Annotated in this window: 11 protein-coding genes and 1 other RNA gene; all 12 read right to left on the bottom strand. The window is 41.9% G+C overall.

Features of this window, described 5'->3' with window-relative positions:
* Positions 1 to 287: 287 nt before the first annotated feature.
* On the bottom strand, positions 288 to 494 hold the full coding sequence (locus tag BI182_RS03790; protein ID WP_286805659.1) for a hypothetical protein: 207 nt from the start codon (positions 492 to 494) through the stop codon (positions 288 to 290).
* Entirely contained in the window at positions 495 to 1,418 is a 924-nt protein-coding gene (locus tag BI182_RS03795) for a hypothetical protein (protein WP_286805661.1), read from the bottom strand.
* Positions 1,419 to 1,760: 342 nt separating this feature from the next.
* Entirely contained in the window at positions 1,761 to 4,790 is a 3,030-nt protein-coding gene (locus BI182_RS03800) for a type I restriction endonuclease subunit R (RefSeq protein WP_286805662.1), read from the bottom strand.
* Between the two features lie 52 nt (positions 4,791 to 4,842).
* Positions 4,843 to 5,262 carry a hypothetical protein gene (locus BI182_RS03805; RefSeq protein ID WP_286805664.1) on the bottom strand — a complete coding sequence of 140 codons (420 nt, stop codon included), beginning with the start codon at positions 5,260 to 5,262 and terminating at the stop codon, positions 4,843 to 4,845.
* A gap of 33 nt (positions 5,263 to 5,295) precedes the next feature.
* Positions 5,296 to 6,465, bottom strand: coding sequence for a restriction endonuclease subunit S (locus tag BI182_RS03810; RefSeq protein WP_286805666.1), 1,170 nt, complete (start codon positions 6,463 to 6,465; stop codon positions 5,296 to 5,298).
* Positions 6,466 to 6,512: 47 nt separating this feature from the next.
* Entirely contained in the window at positions 6,513 to 8,027 is a 1,515-nt protein-coding gene (locus BI182_RS03815) for a class I SAM-dependent DNA methyltransferase (protein ID WP_286805668.1), read from the bottom strand.
* Positions 8,028 to 8,063: 36 nt separating this feature from the next.
* Positions 8,064 to 8,252 (bottom strand): helix-turn-helix domain-containing protein, encoded by a 189-nt coding sequence (locus BI182_RS03820; RefSeq protein WP_286805669.1) that lies wholly within the window; start codon positions 8,250 to 8,252, stop codon positions 8,064 to 8,066.
* Positions 8,253 to 8,624: 372 nt separating this feature from the next.
* Positions 8,625 to 9,023: a transfer-messenger RNA gene (gene ssrA, locus BI182_RS03825) on the bottom strand.
* A gap of 9 nt (positions 9,024 to 9,032) precedes the next feature.
* Positions 9,033 to 9,491, bottom strand: a complete 459-nt coding sequence (gene smpB, locus BI182_RS03830) for an SsrA-binding protein SmpB (RefSeq protein WP_148638283.1) — start codon at positions 9,489 to 9,491, stop codon at positions 9,033 to 9,035.
* Between the two features lie 53 nt (positions 9,492 to 9,544).
* Entirely contained in the window at positions 9,545 to 11,677 is a 2,133-nt protein-coding gene (gene rnr / locus BI182_RS03835) for a ribonuclease R (RefSeq protein ID WP_070372028.1), read from the bottom strand.
* A 14-nt stretch (positions 11,678 to 11,691) separates the two neighbouring features.
* Positions 11,692 to 14,337: a DNA mismatch repair protein MutS gene (gene mutS, locus BI182_RS03840; protein WP_250935900.1), complete on the bottom strand. Its 2,646-nt coding sequence runs from the start codon at positions 14,335 to 14,337 to the stop codon at positions 11,692 to 11,694.
* Positions 14,291 to 15,709, bottom strand: coding sequence for a tRNA (N6-isopentenyl adenosine(37)-C2)-methylthiotransferase MiaB (gene miaB, locus BI182_RS03845; RefSeq protein ID WP_148638284.1), 1,419 nt, complete (start codon positions 15,707 to 15,709; stop codon positions 14,291 to 14,293). The genes mutS and miaB overlap by 47 nt, the downstream gene beginning before the upstream one ends.
* Positions 15,710 to 15,867: the final 158 nt, after the last annotated feature.

Genomic DNA, 15,867 nt, shown 5'->3' on the forward strand with positions numbered 1-15,867 from the left:
CATAGATACTACCTTTTCTAAAAAAACTCTTTACATAATATATACGTTCATTTGCTCACAAAAGTCGTATTCTAATCAAAAAAAAGAACAGCATCGTAAAATAAAATTACTATCCTCCTCAGTTTTTCTCATAAAACGATAAAAAGGCCAGGATAGATCAACAGCATAATACCACATAATGGTATTCCTATTATCTACCCCGGCCGGTTACGCATTCGAACTGCACGAGCAGGTATAAAATTCTATTTTATTACTGTATCGTACGCCTTCGACGATAACGCGTTATATTAAAAATCTAACTGATATCTTGGTAGCACCCTACATGATATCTTTATTATTTCACTTAATGGTGTATATGCCACCACCTGCTCATCCTGACCTTCTGTATAGCATAGTGCCAACTGATCATTAACAATCGCAAGTTTTCCTTGATTCTTCCTTTTCCCATGCGTTGTAATCACACGTGCATTTTCACATTGATTTTCTCCACCCATCTATAGATCCTCCTCATCATCAAAATCTATTGGTTCGAACAGTTCCATATCATCTCTATCCTGTTGAATCGTAACCTTAAAAAAAGAACTCGCTTCAGCACCGTCATACCTTTTAAGCTGCGTTTCTTCCATAACACAAAATTCATCTAAATCTACCAATACTGCAGTAATAAGACCATTGACCAATAAGCCATGAGCATTAATACGATTTAAGAAAGTCTCATATACTTTCTCATCAACAAAAACAAAAGAATACTTTTCACTTTCATATAAATCACTTTCAAAGCTGTCGCTCGCAAACACTGATGCAATTTTATTGATGTAATTGCCAACATGAGCTTCGATAACGCTTTCATTCGCTTCGTCGTTTAATCTTGAAGAACAAAGTCCAAACTTCCATATGCTATAAGGAGACATTCCGCTTACAGAAAATCCAAAACTATAATTTCTTGGAAATACTCGATCCTGCTGATTCTTATATCCATGAAGAGAATATCCACTATAGATTCTACTAAGGGTTCTGAGTATATATCCCCTACTAGTAATTTCACTTTGAATGATCATTCCAGCGTTTCTCTCATATTCCAATGTGAACTCACGTCTTCTAAACGCTAAGTCTCTTTTGGATAATTGACTATCTTCATTCTTTGATCTCATTCCATTAGCAGCTACTAGAGTCTCGAATGTAACCCCAGAATCTTTATCTGCAATTTTAGCTATTGCTTCTAGTAGCTCAATACTCACTGGGTTCCCTCCGGTCCAGTTACAAGCTCTTGATAGTGTAGGAGCGCTAACTTTTACACTTGGTGAACTTCTTTTTATGTCATCGGCAAAGGTGGCCATCGAACGATCACCTTTAACTTTGTTTATCTGCTCTCTAAGTTCTTCGGAATTTGGAACAGTATAATGTACATATTCTAACATTCTTCACCCTCCATTTCATATTGAAGAAATAATATTTCATAATTATGGATTAATTATAATTTATATTTTTCTTTGTGTCAATACGTTATTTCATTTATTTGAAATATAATTTCTTTTTTTTGAAATATCTAATTTCTAGCAACAGTCACTTTCTTCCATTAGGAGTTGTAATCTGCATAGTCGGATAAAATAAAAAACCCGACAAACATCTTCAGTCTGTCGGGAATAATCAATTCTTCTTACACCACCAATATATATATATATCGTTTTTAACAGAATCATTTTTTGAAAACAAATCATCATAACAGCTCAAATTAACAACTTCAGTACTGTTGATGCCACTTATACCACCATATTTACACTCATGAGTTCTGCCTGTTTAATAACTGTATCAATTGCATTTTTTGCTTGGTCAGGCGGATACTTATATTTGCGTAACAGATGCTTAATCTGAGTGCGCATATAAGCTCGCGCTGATTGTTTTTTATCCCAATCGACAGTCCTACTTTTTTGAATAAGTGTCGTCAATTCGTGGGCCATCTCAACAAGTTTGGAATCTTCCATATTTTTTAATACTTCTGGATCAGCAACAAGTGCATCATAAAATGCTAACTCCTCCGGTGACAAGCCTTTCTCATCACCTGCAGCATAGGCTTCTGTCATTTCCTTAGAAAGATTTAGAAGCTCCTCAATGACCTCTGCACTTGTTATCATTCTATTATTGTATCTTTTTAGTACGTCTTGCATTTTTTCTGAAAAAAGCTGTGCCTTTACAACACCTGTTCTTGCGAACACTCGAATGTTATCTTCTAACAGGCTTCGCAACATTTCAGCAGCTATATTTTTATGCTTCATTTTGCGCACTTGAGCCATATATTCATCTGACAATAAGGAGATCTCAGGATTTTTCTGCCCAGATTGTTCAAAGATATTAACCACACCATCCTGTTCAATAGCTTGTTCAACCATTTTCATAATGCGAGCATTAATCTCGTTGGATGTAATTTTACCTTTGCCACCAACTTTACAAAGTCCAGCCTTTACACATTTAAAAAATTCAATTTCTTTTTTATCGTGTTCATCCATAAGACTACGGCAAAGTGTTTCTGCTTGACTGAGTGCTGTCGCTTCTTTAATATACTCCTTCGATTCATCTTCTTCAAATCCAAGAGCAAATTCTACCCCATCAGCGATTATTTTCAACCTCTTTACATCGGATTCTCCAAAAAAAGCGATGTAATCAAAGCCATAGAACATATCACGCATAACTTCCAGTTTTGCCATCGCAATTGAATATGCAATTCCAAGATCCGGCACCTTATCCTGATCACGCCTGGTGTATTGTTTCAAAGCAGCCTTTAGCTCTGCCACCATGCCAATGTAATCTACAATTAGCCCACCTTCTTTATCTTTATATACTCTATTTACGCGAGCTATTGCCTGCATTAATGTATGGCCCTTCATTGGTTTATCAATATACATGGTTGCCATGGATGGAACATCAAATCCTGTTAGCCACATATCTACAACTATAGCAATCTTGAACTCGCTGTTGTTATCTTTGAATTCAATCATTAAGCCATCTCGATATGCTTTGTTTCCTATTATGTCATGCCAATCTTCTGGGTCTTGATTGCTCGACGTAAGAACAACCTTAACTTTTTTATCCCATTCAGGACGTTTCGCTAATAGTGTCTTGTACAAATTGATTGCTATACGTCGAGTCATACAAACAATCATAGCCTTACCCGTCAAAACATATTGACGGTCCTCATAATGAGCAATGATATCATCAGCTAACATATTCAAACGATCCTTAGATCCTACAATTGCTTCGATGCTTGAAAGATCCGTTTTTGATTTTTCAATTTCAATTTCCGTAGACTCTCCAGCTAAAACTGCGTACTCTCGATCTATTTTTTTCAGTATATCTTCATTAAGTTTAAGCTTTGGTGTTCTATTTTCATAATAAATCGGTACGGTTGCACCATCATCCACCGCCTGTGTCATATCGTAGATGTCTATGTATTTACCAAAGACCTCTATCGTGGATTTATCCTTCATGTCGATAGGCGTTCCAGTGAAACCAATGAAAGTAGCATTAGGAAGCGCATCGCGCATATGTTTTGCCATCCCATATTTCCATTCACCAGTTTCTCTATCAAGTTTAGCTTCCATGCCATACTGAGAACGATGCGCTTCATCCGCCATGAAGATGATATTACTACGATCGTTGATAATGTCATCACTTTCTTCAAACTTCTGGATTGTTGTAAACACTATTCCTCCAGCTTTAACTTTTAGAAGTTCCTTCAGGTTATCTCTACTTTCTGCTTGTCTTGGTGTCTGACGCAGGAGCAGTTTTGAGCTGGCACTAAAAGTTCCGAAGAGCTGATTATCCAAATCGTTACGGTCAGTAAGTACAACGATTGTCGGATTCCTAAATTCTGGATCACTTACAACAATGCCGGAATAAAATACCATAGAAAGACTTTTACCACTGCCTTGGGTATGCCAGATAACTCCGACTTTGCGACTTTTTTCTTTTAATGCTTTTCTAGTACTTTCCACCGCTTTACGCACAGCAAAGTACTGATGGTAACCAGCCAATATTTTTACAGTCTTTCCTTGAATATCCTGGAACACAATAAAGTTACGGATAATATCCAACAAACGTTCTTTAGAAAACATCCCGTTAAGCGCTACTGTAAAAAAATCCGTCATATTCTCAGCGGGTTTTTCACCGTCTTCTGACTTCCATGCCATATAACGAGTATAGTCAGAGGTAATAGTACCAATCCTAGTATCAATCCCATCACTAATAACATTGAAAGCATTGTAATTGAACAAGGTAGGAATATCCAGCTGATAATTCTTAACTTGCATGTATGCTTGTTCTACAGTGGTATTATCATTGCCCATATTTTTTAATTCGAAAAGAATCATAGGAATTCCATTGATGAATATTAAAATGTCCGGACGTTTATTCTTATATTCAATGATTGTGTATTGATTTATGACTTTAAAATCATTTGAAGATGGATTGTCAAAATCTATTAGTTTTACAGTGAATGTGCGGTTTTCCTTATCCTTCTGGTATGGTACTGACACTCCTTCCACGATATACTTATGGAAGGATGCATTCAGGTCCTCCAATCTCAAAAGGCCTAAGTTTTTAATTTCCTTATAGGTTTCAGAAATAATCTCTTGGGTTATACCAGGATTTATATTTAGCATTGAAGCTCGAAAGCAATCTTCCAAAATTACCTCATGATAATCTCGGTCGATGTCTGGACCATATAAATATTCATAGCCTTTTTCCTGAAGCTCGGAAATTATAGCTTGTTCTAATGTATCCTCATTAATCGACATAACTTTCCCACCCTTTCAATATTGAAGTTTTTCGAGTTATTTTACAATCATTCTATCGTGTCTTTTTTACCTTTAATAATAATTTTTCAGGTGATAGTTTCCAAAATTCTTTGTTTTCTCTTAAGATATTTGGAATATTCTCTTTGAAAATGAAATCCACAGCTTCATCTCTTGTATATCCTTCTGAACGTACGAGATATGTCTCTAATCCCTGACATGGTATATTTATGGTTCTTTCCGAAATCATAAGTTCCTCGGCGTCTATTTCACTCAAACCATAATACTTCTGAATCAATCGAATAATCTCATCTTCCATAACCTTTGCTTCGAGCAATGCTTCAGTAAGAATCCCCGCTCCAGTATTTCGTTCTTCATTAACAACTTCATCTTCATGTTTTTGTACAACTTCTCTCGCTGTGCTGATCACAAAGTTACCTGCGTTAAACAAGTAGTCACTTATATTTTTTTCCACTATCAGTTCCTCCATAAATTAAAATTTATCGTTCTAGATATCTAAATTAGAAACGTCTAGTTCTCCAGACATTAGTTTTGGAAGTAAGCTATCTCTTAAGTTAGCCAACTGTTTATTTTCATTTTGATTTTTTAAAATGCTTGTAAATATCGGCTCAGTAATTTCATTGAATTTATTGATTTCATCCTGCACTGGAATTACACAAGGAATAGTCATAACATCACTTGCACTAATGTTTGGTTGAGCACTGCCTTGGCCCCTTCCGATAACCTCGCTATATACCTCATCCTGTTTTAATGTGCAATAAATAAATGGAACTTTCTTTAATGGTTCCTCTCCTAAAAAGAACTTACCAACACGTTGATTTACAAGAATTGTTTCTTTTCTTTCAGGAATCATTGCAAATTTTCCTATTGTTGCACCAGTCATTGCAATTACTAAATCTCCAGCTTTTACAATAAAACCTGAAGCCTTCTCAACCTTGTCATCATCAACGCAAGAACAAGCATTTAGATTCAAATTATCTTGATTTATATCTCCAATCTTGATTACTTTAACTCCTTTATCAGTCCACCATGAGCTTTTAAATGCAAAACCAGACTTCACAGTGCAGTAATCGCCAATTGTACCATTCTTTTCTTGTGACCATATCATCTCACCAAAAATAGCAACAGCTTGGTCCATCAAATTCCTATTTATCTTTTCATTTACTCTTATTTTTAAATCAATTCCCCCTAACAGCTGAACAACCTTATCCCGCGTATCTTTATCAGGCATTGGAATATCCATCTCTTCCAAAGATTTTATATTCAATGTAGGTTGAACTGTAGTATTTAAATTCTGATCAATATAATTTTGCCCTGCAGGTGAATCAATGAAATACTTGATCCATAGCGCATCGTTTTTATCCACAATATCAATTAAAGCCGTTGCGCGCACCAGGTTGCATCCAGCAAAATCCAGAGGAATAATTGCAGTTTTTCCTACCGAACCCACAATTGTCACTACCAATTCTCCGCCTTGCAATTTTGTTCTTTTATATTTAGCATCAATTTCAGGATCCGTAGTGTTTAACTGCGATACGTCATTAAGACCCGCAATAATATTCCCTGCTTTTATTACTGGAATGCCTCCATCACAACTAGACCCAGGTTGGACTATACCATATCCAATCTTCCGATTTACCAATTCCCTTAATTTCATATTTTTAACACACACCTTTCCATAGGTCCGATAAATCATAATTTATCTTATTTACCAAAGCCAATAGCGGCAAGCTTTTTACAAATTTCATTTTCCAGTTCATGTGATTCTTCAAACAAATCATATAGCTCTGTAGTAAGTCTTGTCATTTTTTCATCAAATGGCTCGCCATCATCTTCCAACTCTGCTATACCAACATATCTGCCAGGAGTAAGAATATAATCCTGTTCTGCCACTTCGTCTAAAGTTGCAGACTTACAGAATCCCCGGATATCTTCATAATCATTTCCATGCCTCCAATTCTGATATGTCGAAGCAATCTTTTGAATATCATCTTCAGACAGTTCTCTAACCTTACGATCAACCATAAATCCAAGATTACGTGCATCTATAAAAAGTATTTTTCCTTTTGCTTCATCTGTTTTTCCCTTTCTCATAAGCCAAAGAGAAACCGGAATACCTGTGGAATAAAAAAGCTGTCCAGGCATAGAAACAATACATTCTACAATATCGCCATTGATCATATTTTTTCTAATTTCACCTTCATTTGATGTATTGGAACTTAATGAACCATTAGCCAATACAGTAGCGGCGACACCTCCAACAGGATTTAAATGATGAAGCATATGCTGTAACCAGGCGTAATTCGCGTTATTAGTAGGTGGAACGCCATACTTCCATCTGATATCATCCTTTAAACGCTCACCGCCCCAATCTGAAATATTGAATGGTGGATTTGCTAATATATAATTCGCTTTTAAAGTTTTATGTTGATCATCATGAAATGAGTCTGCATTATGCTTTCCAAGGTTTGCTTCAAGTCCTCTAAGCGCTAGATTCATTTTTGCGAGCTTCCATGTAGTAGGATTGCTCTCTTGTCCAAATATTGAGATATCTCTAATATTTCCTCGGTGCTCTTTTACAAAACGAGCTGATTGACAAAACATACCACCTGATCCACAAGCCGGGTCAAAAATCTGCCCTTCAAAAGGCTCAATCATTTCTACCAGAGTGCGCACAATACATGATGGTGTGTAGAATTCTCCACCCAACTTGCCCTCTGCTGATGCAAACTTACCTAAAAAATATTCATATACTCTACCCAGTACGTCTCTTTCTTGCGCTGCGGTTGTTCCAACGTCAATATTTGTAAATAAAGTCACTAATTCACCAAGTCGAGTCTTATCCAATTCTCGACGGGAGTAATTCTTTGTTAGAACGCCTTTTAAAGAACCATTCTCTTTTTCGATTTCTTCCATAGCTTTGTCGATTATTTCACCGATATCTGTACTTGTAGCATGCGCTTTTATGTTTTCCCATCGCGCATCCTTTGGAACCCAGAAAATATTATCAGCGATGTATTCATCTCGATCTTCTTCATCACCATAACCTTCGTCTTTTAGCTGATCGAATTTTTCTTTAAAAGAATCCGACACATACTTTAGGAAAATCAAACCTAAAACTACATGCTTATATTCGGCAGCATCCATATTTGAACGTAACTTATCAGCAGCCTGCCATAACTGCTCCTCAAAACCCACATTAGTCGTGCCTGTTGCCATTGAGAAACCCCCCATTTTTCTATTCTTGTCTTTATTTTATTCTTCCATCTGTCCCATTTTCCGGACACGCCTAGGATCTTCCGGTTTTTTTACATCATCTGGGATTAACCAAGTATTCCCTCTTAAAATAGCGCCTTGTATGCGTCCTTCCCTACATAGAGTCGTAACACGTCGCCGAGATATATTCCATTTTTCAGCCATTTCTGTCGTAGTTAAAAGTTCCATAATTATCCTCCTGTTTAACCATAACATCTACCCTTAAAGTATATTCCTTTGGAGGAATATTTTCAAGTCCATTCAGAGATTATAGAGAATTTATATTATTTCAAACTGCCTGGTACGTACTCGAAAATATATCAATTATTTAATTTCAAATGCACACCCCTTTTAGAAAATGCACCCTTTTGCACACCCCTGCTCTAGTTCGAAACTTTTCAACATTTGGCCGATCACTTCAAATTCCGACTACCAACCGTTTCATTTTCATCAAATTCGCATTAGCTCTCAAACCCCATCACTAAGCCATTTCTACCAAAAAAGAAAAAAGCCGCCTCATCACAAGGCGGCCTTTATTGTATCAAAATCTATATTCTTATTTGGTGGAGGTGAGGGGAGTCGAACCCCTGTCCGAAAGTCCATTCACAGGAGCTTCTCCGAGTGCAGTCATTGTTTATTTTCTTATTCCCCTCTTTCTCCAATGACATAGAAAAAGTGGAACCAGCCTCTTGATCGTTAATGGTGCGAGACACTACCAAAAACGGTTCCCTGCTTCAATGAACGCCGAAACCCAAAACCACAGGTTGAGTTGGGAGGCGTGCAGCATTAATTATGCTGCGAAGTCTTAGTATTAAACTTTAGAGCGAATTACGCTGCTAAAGCTAACCCGTAACTTTTTTCTGTTTTTGCGTTTATATTTATGCGCCATTTTTAACGATGATTGGCAACATCGACTCGCTACTCAAGCTTCAAAACCCCCGTCGAAACCAGTACACCCCCAAATAATAACTAGCCATTATGCCGCATACTTTTTTGAATCCGCCGGTCGGAATCCCGCTCGGCAATGGCATGTCGCTTGTCATAAAGCTTCTTACCTTTAGCCAGGGCCAGTTCCATTTTAACCCGGCCATCCTTAAAGTACAGACTCAGTGGTACCAGAGTATAGCCTTCCCGTTGCTTCAGCCCGATCAGTTTTCGGATCTGCTGTTTGTGAAGCAAGAGCTTTCGGATGCGCAGCGGGTCTTTATTGTAAATATTCCCCTGCTCATAGGGATCGATATGCATCTGATAAACGAAAACCTCGCCGTTGTGGATATCGGCAAAACTTTCCTTCAGGCTGACTTTTCCGGCCCGGATCGATTTCACTTCCGTCCCTGATAAAACCAGGCCCACCTCATAGGTATCTTCGATGGTAAAATCATGACGTGCTTTTCTATTTTTGGCCACAATTTTAATAGTCTCACCCATACGCAACTCCTCTGTTTCTTCTCTAGCATCACATTATAACACGGATTCCTTAATTAATCCATAGGTACAAAATCAATTTGTTTGGAACTCACGTCAGCTTTTGCCACTTTTATTTTGATTTCCTGGCCCAATCTAAATATCTTTCCCCGATGTTCCCCAATATGCTGATGCAGATCCGGGTCATAGTTATAATAATCATCCTTTAAATCTGCCAGCCGCACCAGACCTTCGATGGTATTTTCCAGTTCAACAAAAAAGCCAAAGGAGGTAACCCCACTAATCCGCCCGGTAAATTCATCACCAAGATGGCGGGTCATGTACTCGGTCATCTTGAGCTTGGTGATTTCCCGTTCGATGTTCTCCGCCCGGCGCTCTGTTTCAGATGCGTGGCTGGCCACCGCATCAATATTTTTCTCCAGATAATCCAATGATTTTTTATTGATTTTTCCAGTCATCGCCTTGGCCAGATAGCGGTGGACAAAAAGATCCGGGTAGCGACGGATCGGTGAAGTAAAGTGGGTGTAAAAGCTTGCCCCGAGGGCATAGTGACCCAGATTACGGCCTTCATAAACGGCCTGTTGCATGGTCCTTAGCATCAGCAGGGTAATCACCCGTTCTTCATTTTTACCTTCAATATCTACTACCAACTGCTGAAAGTCGTGACCGGAAGGTACCTGATCGTCGTTTTTCCCCAGCTTAAAGCCGTAGCGATTGATAAAGGTGCGAAAGGCGACCAGCTTTTCAGGGTGAGGTTCGGGATGGTTCCTAAAAATAAACGGTGCATCCAGTTTGGAGACGTGCTCGGCGATGGTTTCATTGCAGACCAGCATAAACTCTTCAATGATGCGGTGAGAAATCAACCGCTCATCAATGATCACTTCTTCAGGAAACCCATGATTATCCAGTAATATCTTGGCTTCAGGGAAATCAAAATTAATTGCCCCCCGGTTTAAGCGGCGCTTGACCCGCAGAATTTCATGCAGCTCCTCCATTAACACCAGTTCACTGCGAAAGGGTTTTAGCTCAGCGGCTTCATCGATCCGGTCGGCCAGCAGCGCATTAACCTTTTTATAGGTCATCCGTGCCTTGGAACAGATCACCGATTTAAAAATATCATAGCGCACTACCTGGCCATCTTTATTGATTTCCATTTCACAACTGAAAGTCAGTCGGTCCTTGTTGGGCACCAGACTGCAGACATCATTGGAAAGCTTAAACGGCAACATCGGCACTACCCGATCGACCACATAGACGCTGGTGCCCCGTTCCAGGGCGGACTCATCAATGGCACTGCCCGGCCGGACATAGTGGCTGACATCAGCAATGTGCACCCCCAGCAAAAAATTACCATCTTTTGTTTGGGTTAGCGAAACGGCATCATCAAAGTCCTTGGCATCATCTCCATCGATGGTAAAAATCTGCTGGTCCCGCAGATCCCGCCGTTTTTCCAGTTCACTCTCCGATATCCGGTCGCTTAACTGATTGGTTTCCCGCTCCACGTCATTGGAGAAATCCATCGGGATGTCATATTCTTTAATGACTGAGAGGATATCAATCCCCGGTTCGCTTTCATTACCAAGAATTTCCAGGATCTCGCCTTCGGGATTTTTACCAGTCTCCGACCAGGAGACGATCTGGGTGACCACCTTATCGCCGGTTACAGCTTTTCGACCCCGCCGTTCGGGAATAAAAATATCCTTACAAAGGCGATCATTATCCGGTACCACAAAACCAAAGCCCTTGCCTTTTTGATAACGGCCAATAATTTTCTGATGTCCTCGGGCAATGATTTCGACCACTTCTCCTTCTGGTCGTTTATCTCCCGGTTTAGACGTTAGGCGCACCCAGACAGTATCCATGTCCAGAGCGCCATGGAGGGCCTTCTCGGGAATAAAAACATCTTCCGAGAAAATCGAGTAATCCGGAATAACAAAACCAAAGCCCCGCTGGTTGCCCCGCAGCACCCCAACGATTTTAGGAGCACCATTGCCCTTTTTGTAAGTGCCGTTGCCGTCTTTCTCGACCTTACATTTGACTTCCAGTTCTTTTAACACATGGGACAGCATCTGGCGATCCTTCTTTTTAGACAAACCGATAAAATCCGATAATTGATCGAACGTCATATTTCGATATTTTTTATCATTCATCAAACGCTTGACAATGCGTTTTAATTCTTTGGTTTTCATCTTTACTCCGATCACTATAGTTTTTTTCGTAATTGGTCGATCACAATCATGACTTCCAGGGGGCTCATTTTTTCAATTTGCATTTCCCGAATGGTTTCGAGTGCTTCTGCTTCGGCATCGGTCATCGTCTGAGCAACATCAAAGAAATTCAACTGGTTGCCGCTGTCACCGTATAGAACCGTCGGTTCGGCCACCAGCAGCTCCTGGCGGTAGGTATCTTCGCCCGATTCCAGATGGCCAAGAATTTCCTGAGCCCGCCGGGTGACTCCGGCCGGAAAACCGGCCAGCTTGGCGACTTCAATGCCATAACTCTGATCAGCTGGACCGGGAATGATTTTTCTTAAAAAGATCACTCCATCGGGGGTATCCTTAAGCCGGATAGAAAAATTCTTAATCCCCGGTTTTAAGGTTTCCAGCTCAGTCAGTTCATGATAATGGGTGGCAAACAAGGTTTTGGCCCCGATGCTGTCCGGATTGTGGAGATATTCCACCACCGCCCAGGCAATGCTGATGCCGTCAAAAGTAGAGGTGCCCCGACCGATTTCATCAAGGATTACCAGACTGCGGGCGCTGGCATTTTTTAAGATATTGGCCACCTCGGTCATTTCCACCATAAAAGTACTCTGACCACTGGCCAGATCGTCACTGGCTCCGACCCGGGTAAAAATCCGGTCGACGACGCCGATGCTGGCCGCATCGGCAGGAACAAAGGAACCAATCTGAGCCATCAGGGTAATAATCGCCACCTGGCGGATAAAGGTCGATTTCCCGGCCATATTTGGTCCGGTAATAATCAGCATCCGCTGATCATCCTGATTGAGTAGACAATCGTTACCAATAAAATGGTTGGTTCCAATCATATCCTCCACCACCGGATGGCGACCGTTTTTGATCAGTATCGTACTGTCTTCCCGAATCTCCGGACAGACAAAACGGTTTTGAAGCGCCACTGCCGCCAACGCATAGATGGCATCGAGTTCCGCCACTTCCCGGGCTTTTTGCTGAATCCGGGGGATTTCTTTGAGCAGACCATCACGGATTTCCTGAAACACCTGGGTTTCGCAGCGGAGCAACCCTTCCTGGGCTCCGAGAATCCGACTTTCCATTTCTTTTAGCTCCGGCGTAAAATAGCGCTCGGCATTGGCCAAGGTCTGTTTACGAATATAGTCCTCCGGTACCTGGTCAAAATTGCTTTTGGTCACCTCAATAAAATAGCCAAAGACCCGATTATATTTCACCTTCAGATTTTTTATCCCGGTGCGCTCCCGCTCCTGGCATTCCAGATCGCAAATCCAGTCCTGACCCTTCTCAGCAGCTTCCCGAAACGCATCGATTTCTGGATGGAAGCCGGTTTTAATCACGTGTCCGTCTTTTAGAACCAGTGGGGCCTGATCATCGATCGCCTGCTCAATTTGTTCCCATATATCAGTAAGCAGCTCATCCGGATCAAACAGTGCAGTAAGTGGTTCTGCGTCCAGCTGCACCACAAAATCCCGGATTAATGGCAGCGCCCCCAGTGATTGTTTGAGGGCCAGCAGATCCCGGGGATTGACGGTGCCAAAAGCCAGCTTGCCACAGAGCCGTTCCAGATCATAAACCCTAGTCATAATCGTTTTAAACGATGGTAGATCGGCGGCATGATTAAAAAAAGCTGCCACCCCACCCTGACGCTTAAGAATCGCATCACGATTTAAAAGCGGCGCCTCGACCCAGCGGCGCAGGGTGCGTCCGCCCATGGCGGTAACAGTCTTATCCAGAACCCCAAGCAGACTGCCTTTTTTTTCCAAGGTTCTAAGGGTCTGGGTCAGCTCCAGATTGCGCCGGGTCGACAAATCCAGCACCATATAGTCCCTACTGTTATAATAGCGGATCGTTTTAATATGGGTCAGGGCCCGTTTCTGAGTTTCATCGAGATAAAGTAGCAGTGCCCCGGCGGCAGCAATGGCATGATCCCGGCGCTCCAGATCAAGCGCCCCCAGAGCAAAAACCTGAAACTGTTCAGTAATCCGCTGGCTGCCGTTTTTGACCGAGAAGTATTTTTCCGGATAAAGACTGGCCAGTATTCCAAAACGGTTTTCGATCAGGGTCAATGCCTGACCGTCTTTAAACAGTGCCCCATTAAGAATCACCTCAGCCGGTAATAACCGCCCGATTTCATCGGACAGCTGGGACAGCCACTGATCGCGACTTCTGGCTTCGATCTGGGTGACGTAAAAATCCCCGGTTGAAACATCCAGACTGGCTATCCCGAGGCTATTGTTTTCCAGAAACAGGGCCATCAGATAATTGTTTTTCTTGGATTCCAGCAATTTTCCTTCAGAGATGGTACCCGGCGAAATCACCCGAATAATTTCCCGACGGACAATCCCCTTGGCTTCTTTGGGGTCTTCAACCTGTTCGCAGATGGCTACCTTATAACCTTTTTCGACCAGCCGGGTAATATAGTTCTGGGCCGCATGATGGGGCACCCCACACATCGGCGCCCGTTCTTCCAGCCCGCAATCCCGGCCAGTCAGGGCAATTTCCAGCTCCCGGGAAGCAGTCAGGGCATCATCGAAAAACATCTCATAGAAGTCACCAAGCCGAAAGAAAAGCAGGGCATCCGGTACCTCCTCATGAATTTGCAGGTATTGGGTCATCATTGGAGTGAGCTGCGCCATCGGTGTCCTCCTGTGGAATTTTTTCACCATCCAGACTAAAGGTTTTGGCCTGGGTAATCTTAACCATCAGCTGTTTGCCAATATCGCCGGGTTCACCGGGAAAATTGACCACCTTCCCGGTTCGGGTCCGGCCAGTCAGCCGTTCGGGGTTGTTGCGGCTGGTTTCTTCCACCAGCACTTCCACCACCTGATTTTGATAAGTCTGATTGATGTCGTGGCTGATCCGATGGAGCACTTCCAGGCAGCGGTTGATCCGTTCATGCTTAACCGAGTCGGGAATCTGATCGGCCATGGTTGCTGCCGGAGTGCCAGTGCGGATCGAATATAAAAAGGTAAAGGCTGAGTCAAAGTGACACAACTCAATCACTTTGAGGGTCTCTAAAAAATCTTCTTCCGTTTCCCCAGGAAAGCCGACAATCAGATCGGTGGTGATGGCCACCCCGGGAATTTTTTTGCGGATCGTGTCAACCCGATTGAGAATATCATCCTGGGTATATTTGCGGTTCATCGCTTTTAAGACCCGGCTGCTGCCGGATTGGATCGGCAGATGGATATAATTACAAACCTTGTCACACTCGGCGATGGCATCAATCACCGCATCGGTGAGATCTTTTGGGTGGGAGGTCATAAACCGGATCCGTTTGAGTTTTTCAATGGTATTAAGCTGTCGCAATAAATTGGCAAAATTTACCTCGTCCCCCAGATCATTGCCGTAAGAATTGACGTTTTGGCCCAGCAGTGTCACCTCCACACAACCATCGGCCACCAAGGCGGCGACCTCGGAAAAAATACGCTCCGGCTGGCGGCTGACTTCCCGGCCCCGGGTATAGGGCACAATGCAGTAGGTGCAGAAATTGTTGCAGCCATTCATAATGGTCACAAAGCCCTTAAAGGGATATTTGCGGTCCACCGGCAGATCTTCAATGATCGTATCGGAATCTTCCCAGACCTCCACCAGCCGCTTGCCATTGACCATGTAGTTGTTAAGCATCTGCGGCAACTGATGAAAATTATGGGTCCCAAAAACCAGATCAACCTGGGGATATTTGGTGACAATCTGATTGACGATTTCGGGCTGCTGCATCATGCAGCCGCAGACCGCCAGAATTAAATCAGGATTATTTTTCTTAACCGTCTTATAGGCGCCAATATTGCCAAAGACCCGCTCGTCGGCGTTTTCCCGAACCGAGCAGGTGTTAAGAATGACCAGACCGGCCTTGTTGACATCCATTTCTTCGACGTAGCCCAGGGCTTTTAACATTCCCGAAATTTTTTCGGAGTCATTTTCATTCATCTGACATCCGAAGGTAAAAATACGAAAACTGCGGGACGCATTGTTTAAGATTCGTTGTGCAGGTTTTTTCTTGCTCATGCTATTTTGTTTCTCCTAAGATCTGAATAAATTAGGCAATTGCGAAACTGCCGTGAGCTTTGCGCCCAGTTTCGCACGAAACAATTTTTACACTGTACGGCGGACAGTTCTCTGAACTGTTCGCCTACACGTTACAAAATTGTTTGTGGAAACTGCAC

The sequence above is a fragment of the Acetobacterium sp. MES1 genome (genome assembly GCF_002237635.1).
GTDB lineage: Bacteria > Bacillota > Clostridia > Eubacteriales > Eubacteriaceae > Acetobacterium > Acetobacterium wieringae.

Bases quoted from the DNA above. Each gene is read 5' to 3' on its own strand.
- BI182_RS03820 (WP_286805669.1), bottom strand. From the start codon at position 8,252: ATGGAACTTTTAACTACGACAGAAATGGCTGAAAAATGGAATATATCT.
- BI182_RS03790 (WP_286805659.1), bottom strand. From the start codon at position 494: ATGGGTGGAGAAAATCAATGTGAAAATGCACGTGTGATTACAACGCAT.
- rnr (WP_070372028.1), bottom strand. From the start codon at position 11,677: ATGAAAACCAAAGAATTAAAACGCATTGTCAAGCGTTTGATGAATGAT.
- smpB (WP_148638283.1), bottom strand. From the start codon at position 9,491: ATGGGTGAGACTATTAAAATTGTGGCCAAAAATAGAAAAGCACGTCAT.
- miaB (WP_148638284.1), bottom strand. From the start codon at position 15,709: ATGAGCAAGAAAAAACCTGCACAACGAATCTTAAACAATGCGTCCCGC.
- BI182_RS03795 (WP_286805661.1), bottom strand. From the start codon at position 1,418: ATGTTAGAATATGTACATTATACTGTTCCAAATTCCGAAGAACTTAGA.
- BI182_RS03815 (WP_286805668.1), bottom strand. From the start codon at position 8,027: ATGGCAACAGGCACGACTAATGTGGGTTTTGAGGAGCAGTTATGGCAG.
- BI182_RS03800 (WP_286805662.1), bottom strand. From the start codon at position 4,790: ATGTCGATTAATGAGGATACATTAGAACAAGCTATAATTTCCGAGCTT.
- mutS (WP_250935900.1), bottom strand. From the start codon at position 14,337: ATGGCGCAGCTCACTCCAATGATGACCCAATACCTGCAAATTCATGAG.
- BI182_RS03810 (WP_286805666.1), bottom strand. From the start codon at position 6,465: ATGAAATTAAGGGAATTGGTAAATCGGAAGATTGGATATGGTATAGTC.